At 71.7% G+C, this 23167-nt stretch carries 28 protein-coding genes and 1 pseudogene; 20 read left to right on the top strand and 9 right to left on the bottom strand.

Features of this window, described 5'->3' with window-relative positions; genetic code table 11:
- From AB0P35_RS37525 to AB0P35_RS37510, 4 genes are all read left to right on the top strand, one after another.
- Nucleotides 1-440, top strand: a 440-nt coding sequence (locus AB0P35_RS37525) for a universal stress protein (protein ID WP_363520100.1), incomplete at its 5' end; no start/stop codon positions are given.
- 71 nt (nucleotides 441-511) lie between these two features.
- A complete protein-coding gene (locus AB0P35_RS37520; protein ID WP_363520097.1) occupies nucleotides 512-1204 on the top strand; it encodes a response regulator transcription factor in 693 nt (230 codons plus the stop codon).
- A 110-nt stretch (nucleotides 1205-1314) separates the two neighbouring features.
- Complete coding sequence (locus tag AB0P35_RS37515) at nucleotides 1315-1437, top strand: hypothetical protein (protein WP_363520094.1); 123 nt, start codon at nucleotides 1315-1317, stop codon at nucleotides 1435-1437.
- Nucleotides 1438-1459: 22 nt separating this feature from the next.
- Nucleotides 1460-2455, top strand: coding sequence for a hypothetical protein (locus AB0P35_RS37510; RefSeq protein WP_363520092.1), 996 nt, complete (start codon nucleotides 1460-1462; stop codon nucleotides 2453-2455).
- 2 nt (nucleotides 2456-2457) lie between these two features.
- On the opposite strand, the gene AB0P35_RS37505 is transcribed toward AB0P35_RS37510, so the two are convergent.
- Nucleotides 2458-4176 (bottom strand): GAF domain-containing protein, encoded by a 1719-nt coding sequence (locus tag AB0P35_RS37505; protein WP_363520089.1) that lies wholly within the window; start codon nucleotides 4174-4176, stop codon nucleotides 2458-2460.
- 193 nt (nucleotides 4177-4369) lie between these two features.
- Here AB0P35_RS37505 and AB0P35_RS37500 point away from each other — a divergent pair, with 193 nt between their 5' ends.
- Nucleotides 4370-5461 carry a CBS domain-containing protein gene (locus AB0P35_RS37500; protein WP_363520086.1) on the top strand — a complete coding sequence of 364 codons (1092 nt, stop codon included), beginning with the start codon at nucleotides 4370-4372 and terminating at the stop codon, nucleotides 5459-5461.
- A gap of 30 nt (nucleotides 5462-5491) precedes the next feature.
- Nucleotides 5492-6187, top strand: coding sequence for a CBS domain-containing protein (locus tag AB0P35_RS37495; RefSeq protein ID WP_363520084.1), 696 nt, complete (start codon nucleotides 5492-5494; stop codon nucleotides 6185-6187).
- A 154-nt stretch (nucleotides 6188-6341) separates the two neighbouring features.
- Here the strand turns inward: AB0P35_RS37495 and AB0P35_RS37490 are convergent, their stop codons facing one another.
- The 7 genes and pseudogenes from AB0P35_RS37490 to AB0P35_RS37460 all read right to left on the bottom strand — a co-directional run bounded on the left by AB0P35_RS37490 (nucleotide 6342) and on the right by AB0P35_RS37460 (nucleotide 12101).
- Nucleotides 6342-6980 carry a pyridoxamine 5'-phosphate oxidase family protein gene (locus AB0P35_RS37490; protein WP_363520081.1) on the bottom strand — a complete coding sequence of 213 codons (639 nt, stop codon included), beginning with the start codon at nucleotides 6978-6980 and terminating at the stop codon, nucleotides 6342-6344.
- Between the two features lie 111 nt (nucleotides 6981-7091).
- On the bottom strand, nucleotides 7092-7538 hold the full coding sequence (locus AB0P35_RS37485) for a universal stress protein (protein WP_363520079.1): 447 nt from the start codon (nucleotides 7536-7538) through the stop codon (nucleotides 7092-7094).
- A 24-nt stretch (nucleotides 7539-7562) separates the two neighbouring features.
- Nucleotides 7563-7844 carry a dsRBD fold-containing protein gene (locus AB0P35_RS37480; RefSeq protein WP_363520076.1) on the bottom strand — a complete coding sequence of 94 codons (282 nt, stop codon included), beginning with the start codon at nucleotides 7842-7844 and terminating at the stop codon, nucleotides 7563-7565.
- A 767-nt stretch (nucleotides 7845-8611) separates the two neighbouring features.
- Nucleotides 8612-9091, bottom strand: coding sequence for a hydrogenase maturation protease (locus AB0P35_RS37475; protein ID WP_363520073.1), 480 nt, complete (start codon nucleotides 9089-9091; stop codon nucleotides 8612-8614).
- Nucleotides 9088-9330, bottom strand: a pseudogene (locus AB0P35_RS37470) (Ni/Fe hydrogenase subunit alpha); the annotation flags it as partial. The gene AB0P35_RS37475 and the pseudogene AB0P35_RS37470, both read right to left, overlap by 4 nt.
- A gap of 143 nt (nucleotides 9331-9473) precedes the next feature.
- Nucleotides 9474-10631 (bottom strand): tyrosine-type recombinase/integrase, encoded by a 1158-nt coding sequence (locus AB0P35_RS37465; RefSeq protein ID WP_363520070.1) that lies wholly within the window; start codon nucleotides 10629-10631, stop codon nucleotides 9474-9476.
- Nucleotides 10632-11069: 438 nt separating this feature from the next.
- The gene (locus AB0P35_RS37460) at nucleotides 11070-12101 is read right to left on the bottom strand and encodes a hypothetical protein (protein ID WP_363520068.1); all 1032 of its coding nucleotides are present in this window, start codon (nucleotides 12099-12101) and stop codon (nucleotides 11070-11072) included.
- A gap of 343 nt (nucleotides 12102-12444) precedes the next feature.
- Here AB0P35_RS37460 and AB0P35_RS37455 point away from each other — a divergent pair, with 343 nt between their 5' ends.
- The 14 genes from AB0P35_RS37455 (at nucleotide 12445) to AB0P35_RS37390 (ending at nucleotide 21196) form a co-directional block, all read left to right on the top strand.
- Nucleotides 12445-13062, top strand: coding sequence for a TauD/TfdA family dioxygenase (locus AB0P35_RS37455; protein WP_363520065.1), 618 nt, complete (start codon nucleotides 12445-12447; stop codon nucleotides 13060-13062).
- 164 nt (nucleotides 13063-13226) lie between these two features.
- Nucleotides 13227-13667, top strand: coding sequence for a hypothetical protein (locus tag AB0P35_RS37450; protein ID WP_363520063.1), 441 nt, complete (start codon nucleotides 13227-13229; stop codon nucleotides 13665-13667).
- A gap of 257 nt (nucleotides 13668-13924) precedes the next feature.
- The gene (locus tag AB0P35_RS37445) at nucleotides 13925-14125 is read left to right on the top strand and encodes a hypothetical protein (RefSeq protein WP_363520103.1); all 201 of its coding nucleotides are present in this window, start codon (nucleotides 13925-13927) and stop codon (nucleotides 14123-14125) included.
- Nucleotides 14126-14130: 5 nt separating this feature from the next.
- Complete coding sequence (locus AB0P35_RS37440) at nucleotides 14131-14664, top strand: DUF6879 family protein (RefSeq protein ID WP_363520060.1); 534 nt, start codon at nucleotides 14131-14133, stop codon at nucleotides 14662-14664.
- Nucleotides 14661-15596: a helix-turn-helix transcriptional regulator gene (locus tag AB0P35_RS37435; RefSeq protein ID WP_363520057.1), complete on the top strand. Its 936-nt coding sequence runs from the start codon at nucleotides 14661-14663 to the stop codon at nucleotides 15594-15596. The genes AB0P35_RS37440 and AB0P35_RS37435 overlap by 4 nt, the downstream gene beginning before the upstream one ends.
- Nucleotides 15584-15793 (top strand): hypothetical protein, encoded by a 210-nt coding sequence (locus AB0P35_RS37430; RefSeq protein ID WP_363520055.1) that lies wholly within the window; start codon nucleotides 15584-15586, stop codon nucleotides 15791-15793. Before AB0P35_RS37435 ends, AB0P35_RS37430 begins: the two co-directional genes overlap by 13 nt.
- Complete coding sequence (locus AB0P35_RS37425) at nucleotides 15790-16059, top strand: hypothetical protein (protein WP_363520052.1); 270 nt, start codon at nucleotides 15790-15792, stop codon at nucleotides 16057-16059. The genes AB0P35_RS37430 and AB0P35_RS37425 overlap by 4 nt, the downstream gene beginning before the upstream one ends.
- 1207 nt (nucleotides 16060-17266) lie before the next feature.
- Nucleotides 17267-17851: an NUDIX domain-containing protein gene (locus AB0P35_RS37420; protein ID WP_363520049.1), complete on the top strand. Its 585-nt coding sequence runs from the start codon at nucleotides 17267-17269 to the stop codon at nucleotides 17849-17851.
- 144 nt (nucleotides 17852-17995) lie between these two features.
- Nucleotides 17996-18607, top strand: a complete 612-nt coding sequence (locus AB0P35_RS37415) for an NUDIX domain-containing protein (protein WP_363520047.1) — start codon at nucleotides 17996-17998, stop codon at nucleotides 18605-18607.
- Nucleotides 18604-19173, top strand: coding sequence for an NUDIX hydrolase (locus AB0P35_RS37410; RefSeq protein WP_363520045.1), 570 nt, complete (start codon nucleotides 18604-18606; stop codon nucleotides 19171-19173). The genes AB0P35_RS37415 and AB0P35_RS37410 overlap by 4 nt, the downstream gene beginning before the upstream one ends.
- A gap of 2 nt (nucleotides 19174-19175) precedes the next feature.
- Entirely contained in the window at nucleotides 19176-19415 is a 240-nt protein-coding gene (locus AB0P35_RS37405) for a hypothetical protein (RefSeq protein WP_363520042.1), read from the top strand.
- 67 nt (nucleotides 19416-19482) lie between these two features.
- Nucleotides 19483-19794 carry an NUDIX domain-containing protein gene (locus AB0P35_RS37400; RefSeq protein WP_363520039.1) on the top strand — a complete coding sequence of 104 codons (312 nt, stop codon included), beginning with the start codon at nucleotides 19483-19485 and terminating at the stop codon, nucleotides 19792-19794.
- Nucleotides 19795-19797: 3 nt separating this feature from the next.
- Nucleotides 19798-20313, top strand: coding sequence for an NUDIX hydrolase (locus tag AB0P35_RS37395; RefSeq protein WP_363520037.1), 516 nt, complete (start codon nucleotides 19798-19800; stop codon nucleotides 20311-20313).
- 355 nt (nucleotides 20314-20668) lie between these two features.
- Nucleotides 20669-21196 carry a hypothetical protein gene (locus AB0P35_RS37390; RefSeq protein WP_363520035.1) on the top strand — a complete coding sequence of 176 codons (528 nt, stop codon included), beginning with the start codon at nucleotides 20669-20671 and terminating at the stop codon, nucleotides 21194-21196.
- A 77-nt stretch (nucleotides 21197-21273) separates the two neighbouring features.
- Here the strand turns inward: AB0P35_RS37390 and AB0P35_RS37385 are convergent, their stop codons facing one another.
- Nucleotides 21274-22926, bottom strand: a complete 1653-nt coding sequence (locus AB0P35_RS37385; RefSeq protein WP_363520032.1) for a ricin-type beta-trefoil lectin domain protein — start codon at nucleotides 22924-22926, stop codon at nucleotides 21274-21276.
- Nucleotides 22927-23167 lie beyond the last annotated feature (241 nt).

The raw sequence follows: 23167 nt of genomic DNA, 5'->3' as shown, positions 1-23167 counted from the left end.
GGCCGGCCCCGCGGGCGGCGGCCAGCAACCCGCCGGGGCCGGGGTCCTCCGCGACGGGGCGGGTCGTCGTGGCGGTCGACCCCCAGCGCCCCGCCCCGCAGGTCGTTGGCTTCGCCCGGGACACGGCCGGGCTCCGCGGGGTCGAACTCCGGATCGTCGCCGTCGAGCACGAGCCGACCGAGCACACCCAGCGGGTGCTGCAGCGGCTGACCCGGCCCGCGACCGACCGCGGCCCCGGGCCGGAGGCCGAGCGTGGCCCCGCACCCCCGCGGACCGTCGCCGAGGTCCGCCTGGGCACGGCTGCCGAGGAACTAGTCCGAGCAGCGGGGGAGGGCTGCGACCTCTTCGTCGTCGGCCGATCGGGCCGGAGCCTCGGCCCGGTGGCGCGCGCGGTCGCGGGCCGGGTCCGCGTCCCGGTCGCCGTCGTTCCGCACGGCTGAACCGGATCGGCCGGTGCGGCACCGCACGCGGGCGCACAGAATCTGAGAGAGACGATGCACAGGAGGCCGCCATGGAACCGATGCGGGACGGTGACACCGAACAGCCCGTACGGGTGTTCCTGCTGGACGACCACGAGATCGTGCGGCGGGGAGTGAAGGACCTGCTGGACGCCGAACCCGACATCGAGGTCGTCGGCGAGGCGGGCACCTGCGCCCAGGCACTGGCACGGGTGCCCGCCCTGAAACCCCGGGTGGCCGTGCTCGACGTGCGGCTCCCCGACGGCGACGGCGTCACCGTCTGCCGGGAGCTGCGCGACCGGATGCCCGACCTGGTCTGCCTGATGCTGACGTCCTTCGACGACGACGACGCGCTGCTGGACGCCATCATGGCCGGCGCGGCCGGCTACGTCCTCAAGCAGGTCAAGAGCGCCGATCTGGTCGGTGCCGTCCGCACCGTGGCGGCGGGCCAGTCGATGCTCGACCCGGCCACCACCCACAAGCTGATGGAGAGCCTGCGCCACCACGACGAGACCGACAGCCGGGCCATGCTCGACCAGCTGACTCCACGCGAGCGCGAGATCCTCGCCCTGGTGGGCGAAGGCAAGACCAACCGGCAGATCGGCAAGGAGCTCTACCTCGCCGAGAAGACGGTCAAGAACCACGTCTCGCGCCTCCTCGCCAAACTCGGCGTCGAGCGGCGCCTCCAGGCCGCCGTCCTGGCCGCACAGGCCCACCCGGAGCACCGGTCACCGCACTCACACTGAGCCGCACGGCCCGCTGGATCGGCCCGTCCGGCCCATGTGCACCCGGTGCCGCGGGCGGAGGGTGGGAGTGAGGGCGTCCGCCCCCGACCCTGCTGGCCCAGGAGCCCGCGATGATGCACTGGATCGACCGCGGCGCGAACGGGCGGGGCATCGCCGTCACGAGCCCCACCACCCGGCTCATCCGCCAGCGCTTGGACGCCCCGCAGGACGCGCATCGGCCGGCCCCCGGCTGACCGAACCCCCGGAGGAGCCGTCATGTCGACCATCGCCCTCGACGCCGCCGCACTGGAGACACTGGTCGCCGCCGCGGTCGCCGCACCGTCCATCCACAACAGCCAGCCGTGGCACTTCAGGCTGCGCCCCGAGACCTCCACCCTTGAGGTGCGCGCCGTCGGAGAGCGGCAGCTTCCCCAGACCGACCCGCGGGGCCAGGCCCTGTACATCTCGGTCGGGGCCGCCGTCTTCAACCTGCGCGTCGCGGCCCGCCACCTGGGCTGGGCCCCCGAGATCCGGCTGCTGCCCGACCCCGCCGAACCCGACCTGCTGGCAGCCGTCGAACTCGACCGGCCGGCCCTCGTCACCCTCCCCAGCACCACAGAACTGTACGGAGCGATCTGGCACCGGCACACCATCCGCACGCCGTTCTCCGGCCCGCCCGTCCCGGCCGCCGTCCTCGCCGCCCTCGTCGCAGCTGCACGGGCGGAGGAGCAGATGCTCGAGATCCCCGGCCCGGAGGAGACCGAACGACTGCTCCATCTGACCGCCGAGGCCGAACGGTCCAACACCACCGATATCGGGCGTCGCAGCGAGAGCCGCACCTGGATCCGGGAACCCGGCGGACCGCAGCTCGGCATACCGCGCAGCGCCCTCGGACCACAGGACTCCGCAGGCCACCTGCCGGTGCGGGACTTCTCCGCCATCGACCCGGCCGACCACCTGCCGCCCGCCCGATTCGAGGCCCATCCGTGTCTCGCCGTCCTGTCCACCCACCAGGACCGCCCAGTGGACTGGCTGCGCGCAGGCATGGCCCTGCAGCACGTCCTGCTGGTCGCCACCGTCCACCAGGTCCGCGCGTCCATGCTGCACCAGGCACTCGAGTGGCCCCACGTACGCTGGGCGACCCGGGACCCGTCCCACGGGCCCGGCTGCGTGCAAATGATCCTCAGGCTCGGCTACGGCCCCGAAGGCGCACCGACGCCGAGGCTCCCGCTGACCGACAGCATCGACGAGGACGACGACGAGCGCCCGTGAGCTCACGCGGCCGGCAGCGGCACCCGCCAGACCAGCTCCGTCCCGCCGTCAGGCCGGGTGCGGGCGTCGAACCCGCCGCCCAGTGCGGCCGCCCGTTCGGCCAGGTTCGCCAGGCCGCTTCGCCGTCCGCCCTCCGGCAGTCCCACGCCGTTGTCCGTGATCGTGAGCACCAGGTCGGCGCCTGCGGTGAGCGTCACCTCCACAGATGCGGCCCCGGAGTGCCGGGTGGTGTTGGACAGTGCTTCGTGCAGGACGGCCAGCGCCTCGTCGGCCGTCTCGGGAGGGACGGTGACGTCGATCAGCCCGGTCATCCGCAGCGCCGGGGCGAAGCCGAGGACGGCGGCTGCCCGGTCCACGGTCTCCACGACCCTCGCCCGCAGCCCCTTGCCGGCCGGGCCGGAGAGCTTGGTCCGCAGGCCGAAGATGGTGGACCGGATGGTCTTCGCGGTTTCGTCCAGGTCGTCGATGGCCCGCAGCACGCGGTCGGTCGCCTCCGGGTGCTCGATGAAGCGGGTCGCGCCCTGCAGGGTCATCCCGGTGGCGAAGAGCCGCTGGATGGCCAGGTCGTGCAGGTCGCGGGCGATCCGGTCGCGCTCCTGGAGCAGCGCCACCTGCTCCGAGTCGCGGCGCCGTTCGGCCAGTTCCATGGCCACTGCCGCCTGGGCCGCGAATCCCTGCAGCGGGGCGGACTCGTCGAGGTCGAAGAGCGGTGCACCCTCGGCCCTGGCGAGCATCAGCACGCCGCGGATGCCGCCCTCGGCCGTGCCGATCGGCACCGCGACCGCAGGGCCCAGGCCGTCCCAGCGCGGCGGGCCGACCGTGATCCGCGGATCCTTGTGGACGTCGGTACTGACCACCAGACCGGCCGACTGCACGGCCGCCCCCATGAACGATCCCTTGACCGGCAGCACCAGACCCTGGTGGTCGGCGCCGCGCAGGCCCATCGCGATCCTGACCTCCAGTTCGTCCGTCCCGGGGAAGCAGAACGCCACCACCGCCAGGTCCGCACCGGCGATCTCGGAAGCGCGGCTCACCAGCAGGTCCAGCACCACCTGCTCCGCCTCGCCCGACAGCAGGCCGCCGGTGACCTCGGCGCCCGCGGCGAGCCAACGTTCCCGCAGCCGGGCCCGCGCGTAGAGACGGGCGTTGTCGATCGCCACCCCCGCGGCCACCGCCAGCGTGGCGAGCACCGCCTCGTCATCCGCGTCGAACCCCCCGCCGCCGCGCTTCTCCGACAAGTACAGGTTGCCGAAGACCTTGTCCCGCACGCGGATCGGCACTCCGAGGAAGCTGTGCATCGGCGGATGGTGTTCCGGGAAGCCGACCGACGAGGGGTGGTCCGCGATCTCGTCCAGCCGCAGCGGCACCGGGTGGCGGATCAGTTCGCCCAGCAGGCCGTGCCCGGACGGCAGCGGGCCGATCCGCTCCCGCCGCTCCTCGCTGATCCCCACCGGGATGAACTGGGACAGTCTGCGGTCCTCGCCGATCACGCCCAGCGCGCCGTACTCGGCGTGCACCAGGGTCACCGCGGCCTCGACGATGTGCTGCAGGGCCTGGCCGAGCTCGAGGTCCCGGCCGACATCCAGCACCGCCTCCAGCAGGCTGTGCACCCGGTCGCGGGCGTTGCGGGCGGCGTCCAGCCGGGCCTGGAGCTCATCGAGCAGACCGTCCAGGTGGAGCTGCGGCAGCGGGGACCCGCCCTCGTCCCGGTCCTTCCCCACGTCGATCTCCGTTCTGACAGGAGCCCCGTCTCCAGGCTAGCCACGCACCGACCGTACGCGCCGCGGTGGTGGGGCCGCTCGACCCGCCCCGCGGGCCATCCGGCCCATGGTGCGGTGGTCGTGGCGGCACGACGCTGAAAGGGAATCCCGGCAGCGTGCGACAGCGCCGGGACGTCCGAGGGAGTGACCGGACATGAAGGCTCTGACGTACCACGGGCCGGGCCGCCGTCTGTGGGGCGAGGTCCCCGACCCCGTCCTCACCGATCCCGAGGACGCGATCGTGCGCGTGGAAGCGGTGACCGTCTGCGGCACCGATCTGCACATCCTCAAGGGCGACGTCCCTGAGGTGACCGATGGCCGGATCCTCGGCCACGAGGCTGTCGGCACGGTCGTCGACACCGGGACGGGGGTACGCACCACCGCGGCCGGCGACCGGGTCGGCCCCGGGGACACCGTCGTAGTCGTCGGCGCCGGCCCGATCGGGCACGCGACGATCGCCACCGCACGCCCCTACACCCCCGCCCGGATCATCGCAGTGGACCTCGCGCATCGTCCCGGAGACCGTGACCGGCCGCCTCATCCAGCCGGCCACGACCGGTGGGGGAACCGCGCGTCGGGAACCCGAGGAAGGAGCCCGGCCATGAGACACCGACAGGTGGCCGACGTCATGACCCGGGAGGTGGTCCGCGTCCCACCCGGTGCCGGCTTCCGCGAGATCGCCGCCACGCTGGCGGTGCACCGGATCAGCGCAGTGCCGGTGGTCGACGAGGCGGAGCGTCCGATCGGCATCGTGTCCGAGGCGGACCTGATGCACACCCAGGCCGTCCAGGACGATCCCGACGAGATGCGCACCGTGCCCCGTCCGGAAGGCGACCGGACCACGGCGGCCGGTCTGATGTCCGCTCCGCCGGTGTGCATCGCCGCCGACGCGAGCGTGGTCGCCGCCGCCCGGCACATGGAACGGAACAGCGTGAAGCACCTGCCCGTCGTGGACGCCGACGGCCGACTGGTCGGCATGGTCAGCAGGGCCGACCTCGTCAAGGTCTTCCTCCGTGACGACCGGGCCATCGCCGAGCAGATCGTCGGCGAGGTCCTCGGCGAGATCGACGGCGCCGACCCCGCCGCGGTGAGCCTTGATGTCGATCAGGGACGGGTCACACTCAGCGGCGTCATCGACCCTCCCTACCTGGCTGCGGTCGTCTGCAGACTGTGCCGTGCGATCGACGGCGTCGTCTCGGTCACCGACCGGACCCGGCGCGCGGCCGAAGTGACCACGTTCGAGTGAGACCCCGATCCACCGAGGAGGAGGAGCACCATGCAGCACCGGAGCGTTCACGACGTCATGACCCAAGAGGTGGTGACCGCGCGGCCGGACACGCCGTTCAAGGAGGTCGCGGGCCTGTTCCACCGCAACGACATCACGGCCGTCCCGGTCCTCGACGAACAGGACCGGCCGATCGGCATGGTCTCCGAGGCGGACCTGATCCGCAAGGAGGCGGTGCTGCCCGACCCGGAAGGCCGCGCGCCGGGCCGCTGGCTGCCGCCGAAGGACCGTGCCCGCGCAGAGGCGGAGACCGCCGGCGGGCTGATGACCACGCCGGCGGTCACCGCCCGGCCCACCTGGTCGGTGCCGGAAGCCGCCCGGCAGATGGACAAGCACAAGGTGAAGCGCCTGCCCGTGGTGGACGAGGCCGGCCGACTCGTCGGCATCGTCAGCCGGCGCGACCTGCTGGAGGTCTTCCTGCGGCACGATGCGGCGATCCGCGAGGAGATCGTCCACGACGTCTTCGGCCAGATCCTCTGGACCTCCGCGGAGGACATCCAGGTCACCGTCGACGACGGTGTCGTGACCGTGGCCGGTCGGCTGCCGCGCCGCAGCCTGATCCCGATCGCCGAGCAGCTGTGTCGCGCCGTCGACGGAGTCGTGGGCGTCCATCAGACCCTCGACTGGACGGAGGACGACACCGAGCTCCGCCTCGAACACCCCCACGCCTACCGGGCCGACGGGTGAGCCAGAGTGTCCCGGACCCGGGGATCGGCTGTGCCGCAGGGTCCGGACCGGGACACGCCGGAGCGGAGGCTGAGCCGGACCGCCGTCACCACGACGGCGGTCCGTCACACCCTCTGGTGCCGTCCTTCGTTCACGGGCGGCACCGGTCTCGGTCTCAACGGCCGGCCGCGGGTCCGTCGGTGCGGATACGCCGACCCGTGACCGACGACGTGCGGATCCGGATCCAGACGTCGCGCCCCTCCCCGACCCACGGATCAGGGCGGCCGCGGTGTACCAGGTGCTCGACGACCGCGGGCTCGTCCAGCCGGACGGCGGTGCCCTTCACCAGAACGCTCCAGCCCGAACTCAGCGCCTCGTCGACGCGGTCCGCCTCGAACGCGAGGGGGGCACCGGCCTCCGGGCAGACGCTGCTGCCCTCCGCGGTTCGGTAGACCACCGATCCGTCCAGCACCCGGAAGTTCACGGGCAGTGCGACGGGACCGTCCGCGGTCGAGAGCACCACCCGGCCGATCCCGCCGGACGCCAGCTTCGCCCAGCACTCGGCCGGCGCGAGCTGCTCGACCAGCGGCTGAGCGGCGGCTTCCCCACGCCCCGGGGGTACCTCCGTGCCGGCGCCGAGCAGGTCGGCGACGGAGGTGCCCAACACGCCTGCCAGCCGGGTGAGGGGTGCCGAGCCGGGCACCGCGGCGGATGACTCCAGGTACTCCAGGTACTCCAGGTACTCCACCGCCATGCCGGCCCGCTCCGCCACCTCCTCGCGGTTGAGTCCCAGCCGCTCCCTGCACAGCGTCACGCGCCGTGCGATGTCTCCCCGTTGCCCGGCCGGAACTCCTGACGTCCCGCTGCCGGTCGGCCGCCTGCGCATGGTTCACTCCTTCTCGCTCGAGGACACGGCCGGGCGCAGTCAGCGGCCGCGCACGATCAGGACCGGGCACGGTGCGTGCTGCGCGCAGTGCTGTCCCACCGAGCCGAGCAGGGCGCCGGCGAATCCGCCGATTCCACGGCTCCCCACCACCAGGAGGACCACGTCCTCCTCGCTGGCCGCCGACAGCAGCACCTGTGCGGGAGTGCCCCGGGCGACCGTCGTGCTGATCTCGACCGCCGGCTCGGTGCCCGCGACCTTCTCGACGCTCTCTGCCAGCACCCTTGTCGCGATGTCGTTCATCGCCTTCTCCCCGGAGGCCGGGACGTCCGCGCCCCATCCCGTGAACGGCGGCTCCCAGGCAATGACCGCCCGTATCGTGGCGCCGGTCAGCCCAGCCTGGTGGACGGCCCAGCGCAGGGCCCGCCGGGACTGTTCCGAGCCGTCCACGCCGACGACGATCGCCTGTCCTGCCTGGTCGCTGGTCATGACTTCTCCTCCCGTGTCCGGAGCTCAGAGGCTTGTGGTCGGCGTGTTGGCGGCAGCGTCGTGCATGCCGGCCAGCAGGAGCTGGTGTCCGAGCTCCATCAGGGCGCGCCCGGCCGCGTACTCGTCGCCGATCTCGGGTACAGCGGCATCCTGCGGGCTGCGGTGGGCGCTGCTGCGGCTCTCGAGAATGTTGTCGCCGGTGTCGAGCACGCCGTGCGCGGTGGTCGTGTCCCCGGACTCGAACAGATCGAGCTTCAGGGTCCAGGTCTTGACGTGCATCGGCGTGTGGGCCGGTACTCCGGTCATCGCTGCGTCGCCTCCTCCGGCATACGGCCGGGTGAGGCGCGTGACCCGCCGGGCGGGTCGCTGCGCCTGCGCCCGTACTACCAGCGTCGGCCGGGTGACCTGCACTCCGCTGGGGCCGTTCGGCCCTGATCCTGCGGACGGACGGGTACAGGCCGCCTGCCCATGGGGGCTCGCCGCCGGGGGGAGGAGGAGGGCGGCCAGGGTGACGCCCAGTTCGGTGCCGGCCGAACAGAGGTGGTGAGGGCTACCGGGCAGGTTGCCCATGGCGCAGGTCGGTGACAGCGGCGAAGGCGGGCCCGGAGCCGACTACAACCGGGACTCACCGGGCTGGCCGTCGGCATCACCCCTCGGAGTGTGCGCGAGCTGTGGCTTCACGCCCTGCCTGCCCAGCGGCGCAGCTCCGCCAGCGATGGCGAGGACGACCGCGCCGTCTCGTCGGCGACCAGTTCCGCTGCTCGGCCGCCGAGGTGTTCGGATCGGCGTGTTCGCACAGTGCAGTCATCAGGGCGTGGCCGATCGGGTGGCGCTCGTGGTCCACCACGGGTACCGCGGTGGACCACGACGACATCGTGCGTCATGACGTCCTCGACGGTACGGCGCTGCCCGGCGTGCTCCTCTCCGGGCGGGTCGGTTTCCCCGGCCCGCCACGCTCGGTCACGGCGTTCGGCCACGGCGCGACACCTCCAGTCTCGGTTCCGGTAGCGGTCGCCGCTGGTGCCTGTTGGCCCTGTCCGGATGGAGAACGGCCTCCTCGGCGGGAACGGGACTCACTGCCGACCGTGGGGCGGGCACACGGTCCGCATGGAGGCGGTCACCAGCCGCACGAGGCCTGGCAGCGCCGCCCGAACGGGGCTGGTGAGGCCGACGCCTGCGGTGAAGTCCACCCCCTCGACTGCGTGGACGATCAGCTCGTTCGGCAGCCGGTCGAGGGCGGCGGCCAGGGCCATGGTCTCCGCGAGGCCGAGGCCGTGGGTGCTGGCCGTTGCGGCCGCCAGCGAGGCGGCCCGCCCGGCCCGGACGGTGTGCAGCCGGCCGGGGCAACCGGCGGGGGAGCGCAGCGCCTCGGCGACGACCACCGTGTCGGCCGGGCTCCAGAGCTCCATCAGCCGACCAGGGTCCCCGTCGCTCACTGCGAGGACGGCGGACCGTTCACCGCGTGCTCTCAGGGCCTCGACGACGGCCGGTCCTGCGCCGTCGTCTCGGCGGAAGGGGTTGCCGACCCCGATCACCAGCACCCGGCCGGTCATGCCCGTTCCACCGTGAGGTCGAGGAAGTGCGCGGCGCAGGAGATGCACGGGTCGTGGTTGCGGACGGCCCGCTCGCAGAGCGCGGCGAGTTCCTCGTCCCCGACGGCGGAACGGGACCGCGCCAGCCGGGTCCGGACCTGGCGGCGCAGATCCTCCTCGATGGCCGCCTGGTTCTGCGCGGTGGGCGGTACGATCCGCGCCGCGGTGACGGTTCCGTCGGGACTCAGCGCGTAGCGGTTCGGCCATGGACCGAATGCGAAGCTGCAGTTCAAGGTCTCGGAAGTCCAGGCATGGGTGAAGCAGCAGCAGGTGCCTTCCGTGTGACCCGCCGCAGGAATCGAGGATGGCGCGCCCCGGAGCCGGGGCGCGCCCTCCTCGCTGCTCAGGCGACCAGGCCGACGTCGAGGACCTTGGCGGCGCGGCCGATCGAGCCTGGCATGAGGTGGCGGTAGATCTTGAAGGTGATGTCCAGACTTCGGTGCCCCATCCACTCGGCGACATCGGTGATCGGGGTGCCGTGGCTGAGGCAGTTCGAGGCGAAGAAGTGTCGGAGGCCGTAGAGGACCATGTCCTCCGGAATGTCGACCTTCCCTGCCTTCCTGATTCGCCGCCACTGGTTGTCGAGGCAGTGGTAGGGGATCGGCTTGCTCATGTCCCTCGGGTGGCGGAGGAGGTAGCCGTCTACCGTGCCGTGCTTGTCGGCGTACCACTCGATGGTCTGCCTGACGCGAGCGGGGAGCGGGACGTCGCGGTACTCGCCGGCCTTGCGGTGCTTGAGCGGCGCGTACTCCCTGGTGGTCTGGTTGACCTGCTCGCTCACGCGGTAGACGTCGTCGTCGGCGACCATGTTCTTGAGGTTGACGGCGGCTGCTTCGCCGTTTCGCAGGCCGCAGCCGCTCATGAGGTCTGCGACGACGAGGAGGTCGTCGTCGCAGACCGTGCGTATGGCCTGGAGCTGTTCGATGGAGGGGATGATCGCGCGCTTCGGGTCGTACTGGGGAGGCTTGACGCCGTCGACGAGGTTCTCGTCGTAGAGGCCGAGCCGATGGGCGTCCAGGAGGATCGCCCTCAGCCGGTCGAAGGCGTTGGACTGCGTGGCGAGGCCGACCCCGTTGCGCTCCATGCTCTGGATGAATGCCTCCACGACCTTGTGGTCGAAGGTACCCATCCGGCGGCTCCGGAATGCCGGGTAGAGGTGGTGCGCGAGGAGCGAGCCGAGGTGTCGCACCGAGGCGGCGCCCAGGTCGCGCTGGCCGGCCTTCCACTCGGCGACGTAGTCGCCGAACTGCATGCCGCCGTACTTTTTGATCCGTTCGGCCTTGCGCTGGCTCTGCGGGGCGTGCTTCCGCTCCTGGTACACCTCGGCGAGCCGGGCCTTGGCCTTCTCCTGGGTGGCGAAGCCCGACTCCTGGGTCTGCTTCCCGGCCGCGTTGCGGTAACGGATTTTGTACTCGTGGGGGCACCTGGTCCACCTGGACTCGGGGTGTTCGCAGTCCTTGAAGACGCTGCCCATGCCGCGGATGATGCCTGCGGTCGCCATGCTCGTTCACGCTCCCCGGTGTCATGCTGACGCTTTGCTGACCCCGGATGGTCGATCAGGCTCCTGACCTGGGACGAAACGGCAATGCCGTGGTATGTGGTGGGTGACGATGTCGTGCATCTCCCGGGTGATCTGGGTCCGCTCCTCGGCGGCGGCCAGGCGCGCCTGCTGCTCCTGTTCCCGCTCCAGGCGTTCGGGACGCAGCACCCGTACCAGACGCCGTACTCCGGCCATCGCTCCAAGCAGTGCGCCCCTACCAACACGCCCTTTCCTGCGGCACCAGAGACGCCAAGGGCCAGCACGAGGGTCACCTCTCCTTCGCGGGACAGGGGAACACGGGGAACTGTGTCCGTCCCCGTGCCGCTTCCGGCATCACCACGACTCGTGCGGACCATGCGGGTGAGTGCCGGGGACCGCAGGGCGGGCCCGCACCAGGACCTACCAGTCCTCCTCCTCGCCGCCGCGCATGTGACGCCACTGCTGGACGATCTCCCGCGCACCGCGTGCCAGCTCGGCATAGTGCGCCGGGCATTCCCACAGTTCGCGGGCCGAGAGCTCGACGGGCACCGGAGTGTCCGGGTGGTCCTCGGGCGCGTACAGATGCACTACCGCCTCGTACCGGGAGGCCGTGTGCGTGGTCGCGGACCAGGGGTGCTGGGGGTGCTCGCACGAGGCGTCCGGGTCGATGGTGTCCAGGGCCGCGACCAGGTCGCGGACGTAGGAGGGGGGCAGGCCGTCATAGGTCTGGGCGATGCCCATCCACAGGGACAGGAACAGGCCGATCCGTTCCTCGTCGCGCACCTGCCCAGCCAGCCAGCGGCGGGAGGACCACAGCGCAACAGGGCCGGTGTTGTCCTCCCAGGAACGCCGGATCGCCTCCTGCAGGGCGACGACGTCGATCCCGCCGTCGCCCCGGAGGAACCGCGCGTCGAGGTGGGAGACGTCCACACTGCCGAAGAGCTCCTCGTGGGCCTCGCGCATGCGGGCGGCGGCCCCATCGGCGAGACCGGCGAGGAACGCCTCGCAGTCGAACGCCGCCAACTCCTCGTCCTCCAGCCCGTACTCCTCGGCGAACACGGCACGGCCGGCCTCTGACAGCATGCTCACTCCGGCCTCGACGCCGTACTCGTCGTCCACGTCGGTGGGGTGGGCCCCGGCCGCGCATGTGCAGGACGCCGGATCGAGCGTGGCCCGCAACCCTTCCAGAGCTTGCGTGTACGACGCGAAGAGGGACCTGCTGAAGACGCGTGCGGCGACGTACCAGCACGTGGTGTGGAGCAGGATCGTGTACCCGGTCCGTTCCCGGTGCCCCTGCGGGGTGCCGATGCGGTCGAGCGCGTCCGCCGCGTCGTCGGCGAGCAGACCGAGGATCGCCGACGGGCTCCCGTAGGGGTAGTCGCTGACGATCCCGCAGAGGTCGGAGATCAGTTCTTTGTGGTCGTCGGGCAGGGTGGGGGTCACTTCAGTCACGTCGGTAATCGACGACGCAGTGGGCCGGCCGGTTCCCGCGGCGCAGGTCAGGGCCTCACCGGTGGACGCGTCCTGCCCGGGGGAAGTGAGCTGAGCACGCCCCTGGGTACTGATCAGCACGACCCCATCGCTGCGGAGGTGCAGCGTGTTCCGACCCGCAGACTGTGTCCAAAATCCCCGGGCCCGACTACGCGCGCGGCGGACCCTGGCCGAAGCGCACCGATCGCGCCTGGCCGATGATGTCACCCAGGGATGCCCAGTGTAGGCGCAGGCAGACGCCGGGTATGACCGCGTGCCACTCAGGCCGGCACCCTCGCGCAGCTGCCCGAGTTCGCCCCCCCACATGCCCCTAGACCCCACCACCGGTACCAGCGCTTCTGCTCGGCTCCGCGGTCATCCCCCGCATGGAGTCCTTGCCCACACCGCCAGCCCCGGCTACCTCTACACCCACCGCTGGAAGCAAGGTGACCTGGCTGTCCGGGACAACCTCACCGTCCTGCATACCGCATCCTCCTGCGACAGCTCCCGCCACCGCGACTGCTGGTCCGCGCCGCCGTCCGCCAGCCGACACGCCGCTCCGGTCCCTCCGACGGGGGAATCCCCACCGAGCCGCCCGCCTCCGGATCGGACCGGCACTAGGGTGAGTCCGATGAGTTCCCAAGTGCCCATGAAAGAGCGGGCGTTGAGCCCGGAACGGATCGCCCGGATCGGGCGAGAGATGCACGCAGCCTGCCCCGGATTCGACGCCGACGCTTTCACCACGCAGGTGACCGCCGACCTGCCCCGCCTGGAACTCAAGGCCCGCATCGCCCGCACCGCCGAGGGTCTGCACCAGCACCTGCCCGTCCCGGACCGGCCGCCCTCGACGCCCTGCTGCGCTCCCTGCCACCCACCCCGGAGGCCGCCGGCGCAGAGACCGACTTCGGCCTGTACATCTACGCCCCGCACTCCGCCTACGTAGCCGCCCACCACCTCCACCCCGAGCGGCTCGACCAGGCCTTCGCCGCGCCCGACGCCCTCACCCCGTACTTCTCCGCCGAGGACGCCGTCCGCACCTTCCTCGACACCTACCCCGAGCAGACGCTGGCGGCCGCAGCCGGCTGGGCCACCAACCCCGACCACCGGGTGCGACGCCTGGCCAGTGAGTCCCTCCGCCCCCACCTGCCCTGGTCCGTCGGCATCGGCCTGCCCGTCGACACCGCGCTGCCGCTGCTCGACGTGCTGTACGCCGACAGCAGCCGCTTCGTCACCACGTCGGTCGCCAACCACCTGCGCGACATCACCCGCACCCAGCCCGAACTCGTCCTCACCACCCTGACCAGGTGGCGCTGCGAAGGGCGCGCCACGGACTCCGAGCTCGCCTTCATCACCCGCGAGGCGCTCAAGGCCTGCCTCAAGGCCGGCTGGGCACCCGCCTACACGATCCTCGGCTACAACCCCCAAGCTGCCGTCAGCTTCAGCCCGATCCGCCTGACCGAACCGACTACCGGCTCGGCGACAGCCTCACCTTCGAAGCCGACCTCACCGCGTCCACCGACACCCCGGTGCACGTCATGTACGTCCTGACCCGCACCGACCCCGACACCCGGAACCGGGAGAAGATCGCCCACCTCACCCGGGCCACCGCCAAGGCGGGCGCACCACTGCGCCTGGCCATCGACATACCGAGGCCCGTTCGAGGTGCTGGAAGCCGTCAACGTCATCGTCCCCAACGGCCTGCACCGGGCGGCGGCCTCTGATTCCAGCCGGTCCACGCGAAATGCCAACGTCTCCGCCGCCGTCCCGCCATCCTGGTTGCTCATCCAGCAGAGAGGGAGCGCACCCTGAAGCTCAGGTTCCTCGGAAGCACCAGCGACAGCGGCAACTGTCCGACCCTGTATGAGACCGAGACCGGTGACATCGTCGTGCAGGGTGAGCGGCTCACCGATCCGGAAGCCCTCGAGCATCTGCGCGACGTCCTGCCCGGTGAGACTTTCGTGGTCGTCCCCCGCGACCTGTTGACCCGCTTCGCGCCCAAGGAGTAGCCCCGGTGCCCGGCGTTCAACCCTTCGAGACGATGGCCCACCTCTTCGAGGACTTCGAGCACACGGCGTTCCGCTTGGAGACCCGACGCGGGTATGCGGTCGACGTCGGCACCGAGCGCTACGAGCGGTTCCGGCGCGGCGAACCGTTGCCCTTCGAGCCGGACAACCCGTGGCACGCCAACGTGCGCCGCCAGACGGCCGCTGGCAAGCGCTTCGAGCGTGTGCGCCTGGTCGACGACCCGCCCACCCTCGGACAGCGGTTCCTGATGACCTCCGGGCTCGGCAACGTCGAGGCTGGCGAGGACATCCGCAACCTGCCGCGGGCCGATGCCGAGCGGCTCACCCTGCCCGCCGTCGACTTCTGGCTGTTCGACTCCCGCACGCTGGTGCGCTTCCACTTCGACGACGACAACACCCTCGGCGTCGAGATCGTCGAGGACCCGGCCGAGGTGCTCGCCGCCTGCCAGGCCCGCGACGCCGCCTGGCACTTCGCCGTGCCTACGGTCGACTTCACCGCGCGCGTACTCTCCGGCGTGTGAGTACCGACTTCCAGCAGGCCCGCTTGCCCCTCGGTGCGCGGCGGCGCGAGCTGCGCACCGAGGCCGGCGTGAACGGGCGGGACCTCGCCGCCCGGTTGGGCTGGCCCGCCTCGAAGGTGTCGAAACTCGAGAACGGCCGCCAGACCGCCACCCCCGGCGACTTGCAGGCGTGGGCCGAGGCGGTCGGCCAGCCCGGTTCCGCAGCCGAGCTCAAGGGCCGGTTGCAGGGCCTTGAGTCCCGGTACCGCACGTGGAAGCGCCTCCTCGCCGGCGGCCACCGGGCCCGCCGGAAGGCCGGGGTGACGCACACCCAGGAGACGACCGTGACGACCGGGTACGAGCCCGGCATCGTCTCCGGCATGTTCCAGATCGCCGAGTACGCCCGGCACGTGCTCACCCACGCGAGCGACCTGCACGACGGGCCCCGGGACATCGAGGAGGGCGTACGCGCCCGTCTGCGCCGCCAAGAGGCGCTGTACCAGAGCGGCAAGCGGTTCCGGTTCGTCATGGCCGAGGCCGCCCTGTACGTGCAGATCTACCCGCCCGACGTCCTCGCCGCCCAGCTGGATCGCCTCGGCGGTCTGCTCGGCCTGGACACCGTCGAGCTCGGCATCGTGCCGCTCGGCGCCCCGGTGAGCGTCATCCCGAAGCACGGCTTCTGGATCTTCGACGACCGGCTCGCCATCGTCGAGACGTGGAACACCGAGATGTGGCTCGACGACCCGGCGGACATCGCCCTGTACGCGAAGGTCCGGGGGAAGTTGCATCAGGCTGCGGTGTACGGCCCGGCCGCGCACCGGCTGATCGCCCGCGCCCGCGCGGTGCTCGCGGAGCAACCCGGGGAAGCCCCGCCGGCCGTAGGAGAAATCCCGAGAAATCGGGCCGAGGCCGAGCAACCTGCCGCCCTAACTTGCTGGTCATGGCTGACCTGATCCCCCGGGCCGTCCTGGACGCGCGCTCCGCCGACGGCCTCGACCGCGACCAGCTGCACGGCCTCAAGTGCTGGCGCGGCACCGACTGCACCGGCCCCCTGCACCCGGCCGGGCACGCCTTCACCACACCGGCCAAGCCCGGCGCGCCGCTCGGCCGGGCCGTCGTAGCCTGCGAGCGGCACCGGGAGACGGCGTGAGCATCGTCCCGACCGGGATCACCCGGCCGCCCCTGGCACACGTCCCGGAGCAGGTCTGGCCGCCGCACGACATGAGCAAGGACGTGCACATCGGATTCGACCTGCAGCTCGGCGGCCGGTACGTCACCGCGGAGTGCCAGCTCGGCGCGCACCACGCCTGCCCCGGCGGCCTCCGGACCGAGACTCAGATACCTATCGCGGAGCTGCGCTGTCGATGCGTCTCCGACGGCTGCAGCTGCACGCCGAGGCAGGAACCCTCCCGGTGATGCGCCCCCGAACGGGCAGGGACACAGGCGCATGGGCACTGCATCGTCTGCAGCCCCGCTCCACTTCACCAGTACCTTGCCGCCCTTCCCGGCTGGAATGCATGGGCCGTACTCCATATCCACGAGGATGGACGGATCCTGCTGCTCCACTCCACCGGCGGCCGAGGCCTGGCAGTACCGGCCACAAGATCACCGTGCGGGCGCCACTCGCTGTGGTCGTCGCCCCGCCCCGCCGAGACCGGCCTGGACAACTCGGCATCGTCTTCGACGGCGGCACCCTGCCGACCGCACAGGCCCCGCATCAGACTCGACCCCGACGAGCACGACAACGCCCGCTTCGCCACCCTCGACCAATGGCGCCACTGTCTGCCCCCGACCGCTACGCCCGCCTTCAGGCCTATGACGACGCCCGGCGCACCGGCCGCACCGTGTACCTGTCGGCCCCGGCGGCGTGCGGTGCCACGCGCAGCCAGCCGACACGCCGCCCTGTCCCACCGATGGGGGAATCCCCGCCGAGCCGCCCGCCTCCGGGTCGCGTCGGCACTAGGGTGGTCCAATGAGTTCCCAAGTGCCCATGAAAAAAAGGGCGTTGAGCCCAGAGCGGATTGCTCGGATCGGGCGCGAGATGCACGCAGCCTGCCCCGGATTCGACGCCGCCTCTTTCACCGTGCAGGTGACCCCGACCTGCCCCGCCTGGAACTCAAGGCCGGGCTCAAGACAGGGCGGGCACCCGCCTACACGATCCTCGGCTACGACCCCCAGGCCGCCGTCAGTGTCGGCCCGATCCGCCTTGCCCATACCGACTACCGGCTCGGCGACAGCCTCACCTTCGAAGCCGACCTCACCGCCCCCACCGACACCCCGGTGCATGTCATGTACCTCCTGACCAGCACCGACCCCGACACCCGGGCCCGGGAGAAGGTCTCCCACCTCACCCGGGCCACCGCCAAGGCAGGCACACCACTGGGCCTGGCCAAGACCCATGCTCTGAAGTCCACCGCCGCCGTCGCGCCGGACAGTTACCACCTCGCACTCCAGGTCAACGGCCGCCGCCACCCCCCCGGCGCTGCTCCGCATCACCAACCGCCCGGCCTGACCGGGCGGCCCCGCCGTGCACAGTGCCTGACGCCGTCAGGACCTGCGTACGGCTGCAGCACCACCACACCGCGCCGTCGTTGGGCCGGCCAATCCCAAGGAGCAGCTCGTAGTGATCCATGCTCAACCCGACCATGACCGCTGCCAGCGGCTGTGCCAGGACCTCGCCGCCATCAGCCCCTGGGACGCGACGGAGGCGCAGCATCTGGAGGAGACCGTGGAGTGGATCCGCAGCGGGGCGCCGCTGGACCGGACCGCTTTCGATGTGCCTGACCCGCACCTGGTCGCCTACTTCGTCGTCGCCGACCCTGACCGCGAAGAGCTTCTGCTGGGGCACCACGTCAAGAGCGGTCTGCGCCTGCCGGCCGGCGGGCACGCGGAGCCGGGAGAAGCGCTCTGGCAGACGGTCGAACGTGAGGCGGGGGAGGAACTGCGGCTTCCGGCCGTTCCCTTCCTCGGCCGGAGCCCGTTCTTCGTCACCCGCACACCGACGGTGGGCCCGCGCAGTCACACCGACGTGTCGTTCTGGTTCGTTCTGCGCGCTTGCCGGCAGGAGGTCAGCTGGTTCGACCCCGGCGAGTACACCGCCGTCGAGTGGCTGCCCTGGCGTCGGGTTCTCGCGGAACCCATCCAGCAACTGGACCCGAACATGCACCGGTTCACCCGCAAGCTCCTGGCTGCGGCGGCGACCGGCTGACCGTGAAGGCACCCGGCAGCGGGATCCGCGCACAGCGAGATCGACGGCCCGCGGTCGCGGTCTGCCCCGCCCCTCCCGTACAGCGACGAGAAGACGCAGCGCCCGGCCGGGCACTCAACGTCCGAGCGAACTCGAGGTGATTCAGTGACCGACCAGCAGACGGCGGGCAGCACGGTTCGGGAGGTGACCGCGAGCACGTTCCTCCTGTGCCGCAACGCCAGCCAGTGGAGCGTGGGACTGATCTGGCACGACCGGCTGGGCAGCCACATGCCTGCCGGCGGCCACGGCGAGGTCGGCGAGGGAGTGCACGACGCCGCCGTCCGCGAAGTCCTGGAAGAGACCGGCCACAAGGCCCGCCTGATCCCCGGGCCCGCGGCACCCACCCCGGCCGGCTTTCCCCACCGTCTGGTTCCCGCTCCGTGGTGGATCTGCGAAGGAGGCGCGAGCCCCGACGGCCACACCAGCACCCCGCACACCCACGTCGACCACATCTACCTGGCCCTCGTGGACACCGCGCCTGCGGCCATCGAGCAGCAGCCCGATCACCAGCTCACCTGGTTCACCCACCGCCGCCTCAGCTCCGACCCGACCATCTCCGAGGACAGCCGACTCCTCGCGCTGCAGCTGATGACCTGGCTGGACGGCGCCCCCGACGGCGCCGAGAACGACCCGATGCAGCTCAGCGCCTACCTCACCCACCGAGCGACCGCGGGCCTCCTACCGGCGCAGCACAGCCAGAAGGAGGGCCCGGCATGATCGACGGCTGGACCACGGTCTCGTCGACCGTCCAGTACACGGGACTGCGGGTGGTGGTGCGCCGCGACGCGGTCCGGCGCACCGACCAGAGCACGGGAACATACGAGTACACCGAGTCCGTCGACGGGGTGCGCGTCGTGGCCCTCGACGACCGGGGCCGGATCGCCCTGGTGGAGGAGAACGTCTACATGTGCGGGCAACGGCTGCTGATGTGCCCCGGCGGCGGATGCGAGGTAAGCGAGGAGCCGCTGGCGGCCGCGTGCCGCGAACTGGCCGAGGAGGCCGGCATCCGCGCTGCCGAGGTCGAACTGCTGACGACGATGTGGCGGATGCCCGCCGGCGCGCGGACCCGCGAGCACCTGTACCTCGCCCGGGGTCTGAGCCTCGGCGAGCACCACCGGGACGCGAGCGAGGCCGACATGGAGCTGCACTGGGTGACCCTGGAGCAGGCGGTTGAAATGTGCGGCGACGGCCGGATCACCGAGGCTGGCCCCCTCGCCGCGGTCCTGCTGACCGCACAGCGCACTACCGCCTGCCCCAGCTCGCCCGCCGCAGACACCGTGTGATCATGGCCGGCCGCCACAGCCGCCTGCCCGATCCGTCAGCACAGCACCCGGCCGATGCCGAGCAACAGCTACGGGCCGTGGCGGACGGACAGCCGATCACGGGGGAGGGCGTCGCCGTCCCTGACGGCGGCAACGCCGCGTTCCTCTACCGGCGCGAGTCCCTGCCCGACGGCCGGGTCCGCACGGTCATGATTCGGCTGGACGCCGCCGGTCTGACCTTTCCTCCGCCCGACCGCCCCTGACCAGCAGCCCCGCCCGGATCCGTGCGCATCACACAGCACGCCCCCTCCGCCGACCGAGAGGAACCAGGTGTCCACCACCGAACAGCACGCCGCCCCCGCCGAACCGGACCCGGGCGCGGTGAACGCCGAGCTGCGGCGTTACCTGGCCGACCATGCGGCCCCGCTCGCGTGCGCCGACGCGCTGCTGCGCGATCTGGACGGGCGGCTGCTGATCGTCGACCCCACGTACAAGGACGGCTGGGACTTGCCGGGCGGCATGGTGGGCGACGAACTGCTGGCGGACGCCCTGGCGCGCGAGCTCCGGGAGGAGCTCGGCATCGACGCCGAGACGGGTCGGCTGCTGGCCATGGACGCGGTGCCCGCCGACCGGCTCGGCTGACCGATGCTGGCCTACGTCTACGCCGCGCACACCACCGGCCCGGTGGACCTGGTGCTGCAGGAGGAGGAGATCCGCGAGGCTCGGTGGGTCGGCGATAAAGAGGCGCTTGAGCTGCTGGCCCCGGTGGTGGCGGCTCGGCTTCGCGCGGCGCTGACCGCCGAGCGAGGCGCACATACCGCCCTACTGCACGACAGCGAGCCCGCGCCGGTGCCACCGCGTGACTACTACAGCATGCTGCCCGGCCCGATGACAGCCGCCACCGTGTTGGTCCGTGACGGCGAGGGCCGAGTGCTGGTCCTGGAACCCACCTACAAGCAGCACTTGGAGCTGGTGGGCGGCATGGTCGAGGCCGGGGAGAGCCCCGTCGAGCCGGGCGCGCGCGAGCTCGCCGAAGAACTCGGCCTGCACCTGCCCGTCGGGCGGCTGCTGGTCGTGGACAGCGTCCCAGCCCGGCTGACGCGCTACGGGCGGGCGCTGGTCGTCCACGTCCACGACCTGCCGCCGCTCACCAGCGAATAGATCAGCGGCCTCGTGTTCGCCGACGGGGAGGTGCGGGCCACCCGGTGGCTGACACCGAAGGAAGCCCTCGCCCAGCTGCCGCAGATCCTGGGCGACCGGGTCGCCGCCGCGCTCGACGACGCCGAGTAGGGCCAGGTGAGCAGGCCGTACTCACCGAGGTAGACGGGGACGCCCTTGGCGACGAAGCGTTGTGCACCCGGGCGAAGCCTTCGGTCAGGTCCGCCCGCGACTTGGCGTCGTAGGTCGTGCCGTTGGCGATGTTCACGCTGAACGGGTACCAGCTGTAGTAGTGCACGGTCGCCACCCGGTTGCGGTCGTGCAGCGAGTTCATCGTCGTCGACAGGTCGTCGAGCCAGTGCCGGGCGTTGTTGGTCTCCTCCCCGGGCAGGACGAGCGACGACCCGGCCGCGGCCACCTCGACCGGCAGTACCTGCTCGGGGACGACCTGCTCGTCGCCCCGGTCTTCACCGACGACGGCACCGTCGAGTACTACGTGCCAGAGGGCACCTGGACCAACGTCCTGACCGGACAGCAGGTCGTCGGCCCGCGCTGGGCCAAGGACTTCCACACCCTGCCGCTGCTCGCCCGCCCCGACTCCGTCATCCCGCTCGCCGCCGACGACCGGCGCCCGGTCTCCGCGTGGGCCGACGGCGTCGAACTGCGCGTCCACGCCTTCGCCGACGGCGCCGAGCGGACCGTCACCGTCACCGTCCCCCGCATCGAGGGCCTCGGCGACGCCGCCCGCTTCCACCTGTGCCGCACCGGCGCGGCTCACCGTCACCACCGACAGCCGGCACCCGTGGCACGTGCGCATCGGAAGCCACGACGGCCGCCTGCACAGCCGGCCGGCACCCCCGGAGGCCCCCTCCCGTACCCGGCCTGAACCGCAGCGGAGGCGTGGCCCGGCTGGGCCACGCGTCCGCCGTACTCCCGTTCATTTCTCGCAGACGAGGGGGCGGGTTACCGGAGGGTCGTCCACTTCTGGTTGTTCTGGCCGTTGCAGGTCCACAGGATGACCGGGGTGCCGTTGGCGGTCCCCGCGTGGTCGGCGTCCAGACACAGCCCGGCGTGGACGTTGCGGATCGACCCGTCGGCCTGCACGGTCCACTTCTGGTTGTTCTGACCGTTGCAGGGCCAGATGATGACCTGCGTGCCGTCGGTGCTGCCCTGGCCGGAAGCGTCCAGGCACTTGTCGCCGTAGACGCGGATCTCGCCTCCGGCCCAGGTGGTCCACAGCTGGTTGGCGGCGCTGTGGCAGTCCCAGATCAGCGTCGCCGTCCCGGCCGTCGTGGCGGCCCGGTCCACATCCAGGCAGCGGCCGGACCCGGTGCCGCGAAGCCGTGTGGTGGTGGAGGCCAGCGGGCTGCCGCCGGACACCCTGTATACGGCGACGCCGTGCGCCGGGACGCTGGCCGAGATCTGGCCGGACGTGCTCGACGTGTCGCCGGTCCACAGGTCGGTGAGAGTGAACGGCCCTCCGGTGAGGCCGACCTGCGCGGCCGTGACGGAGACGGTCGCGGTGCCGCTTCCGCGGTTGAACAGGCCGACGGCGACCGAGCCGTCGGACAGGGGCTTGGCGAACACCTCGGTGTCGCCGTCGTCGCGCACCCGGCGCCCGCCCGCGCCGAGCGCGTCCTGGTTCACCGCCAGCAGACGGGGGTTGCGCAGGATCGCGCTCACGTCGCCGGACATGGTCCGGATGTCGTTGCCCGCGATGAGGGGTGCCGAGAGCAGCGACCAGAGGGCGAAGTGGGACCGGGACTCGGTCAGCGACAGGCCGGGGCGGCCGACCACGAGCATGTCGGGGTCGTTCCAGTGGCCGGGGCCCGACTGGGCGGCCAGCGGCGCGTCGATGTCGAGGACGTTGCCCACGCCCATCGGGTAGCTGTTGGTGTTGCCGTTCTGCCAGATGTCGAGCAGGTCCTCGGTCGTCCGCCACAGGTCCGCGACCTCACCCCAGTTGTACGAGGAGCCGGTGATGGCGTGCAGGCTGTTGGGGTTGATGCTGTAGACGATGGGACGGCCGGTGGCGCGGAGGGCGTCGCGCATGAGGGTGAACTGCGCGACCTGCTGGTCCAGCGTGCCGATGGACGAGCACCAGTCGTACTTGAGGTAGTCCACGCCCCACGAGGCGAAGGTGGTGGCGTCCTGGGCTTCGTGGCCCTTGCTGCCGGTGGAGCCGGAGTAGGAACCCACGGCCTGGGCGCAGGTGCGCTCGTTGGGTGCCTCGTAGAGGCCGAACTTCAGGCCCTTGTTGTGGATGTAGTCCCCGAGCGCCTTCATGCCGCCGGGGAACTTGGTCGGGTTGGCCCGGAGGTTGCCCGCGCCGTCGCGCTGCGGGTCGAACCAGCAGTCGTCGACGATGACGTACCGGTAGCCGGCGTCCTTCATGCCGGAGGACACCATCGCGTCGGCGGCCTGGCGGACCTTCGACTCGTCGACCCCGCACCCGAAGCTGTTCCAGCTGTTCCAGCCCAGCGGCGGGGTGGGCGCAGGGCTGCCCGGCGCGGCCTCGGCGGTCGTGGCGGTGGATGCGGTGACGCAGGCGGTGAGCATCAGTGCGGCGGCTGCGAGGAGACGCAGCCCCCGCCCGTGGGACCGTGGGGGGACCATGAAGGGCTTCCTTCCTGGGAGGCGGATTCGACGTGGCAGGGAGCCGGCCGATGCCCTCGACCGGCTCCCTGCACCGGCCCGGCCACGGGCCGGGCCTGCGGCCGGGCCGGCGAGCTTGCTGAGACGGCGGTGCGGGTCAGCCCAGCGGCTGTTCGACCAGCCAGCTGGTGTCGGCGGCCCAACTGGTGGTGCTGTCCCAGCTGTTGGAGCCTCCGTTACTGGCGATGTAGGCCGTGTAGTT

Origin of the sequence: Kitasatospora sp. NPDC085879 (assembly GCF_040686255.1) — a bacterium.
Lineage (GTDB): Bacteria > Actinomycetota > Actinomycetes > Streptomycetales > Streptomycetaceae > Kitasatospora.
The sequence above is the reverse complement of the archived record's forward strand: the minus strand, read 5'-3'. Positions and strand labels throughout refer to the sequence as shown.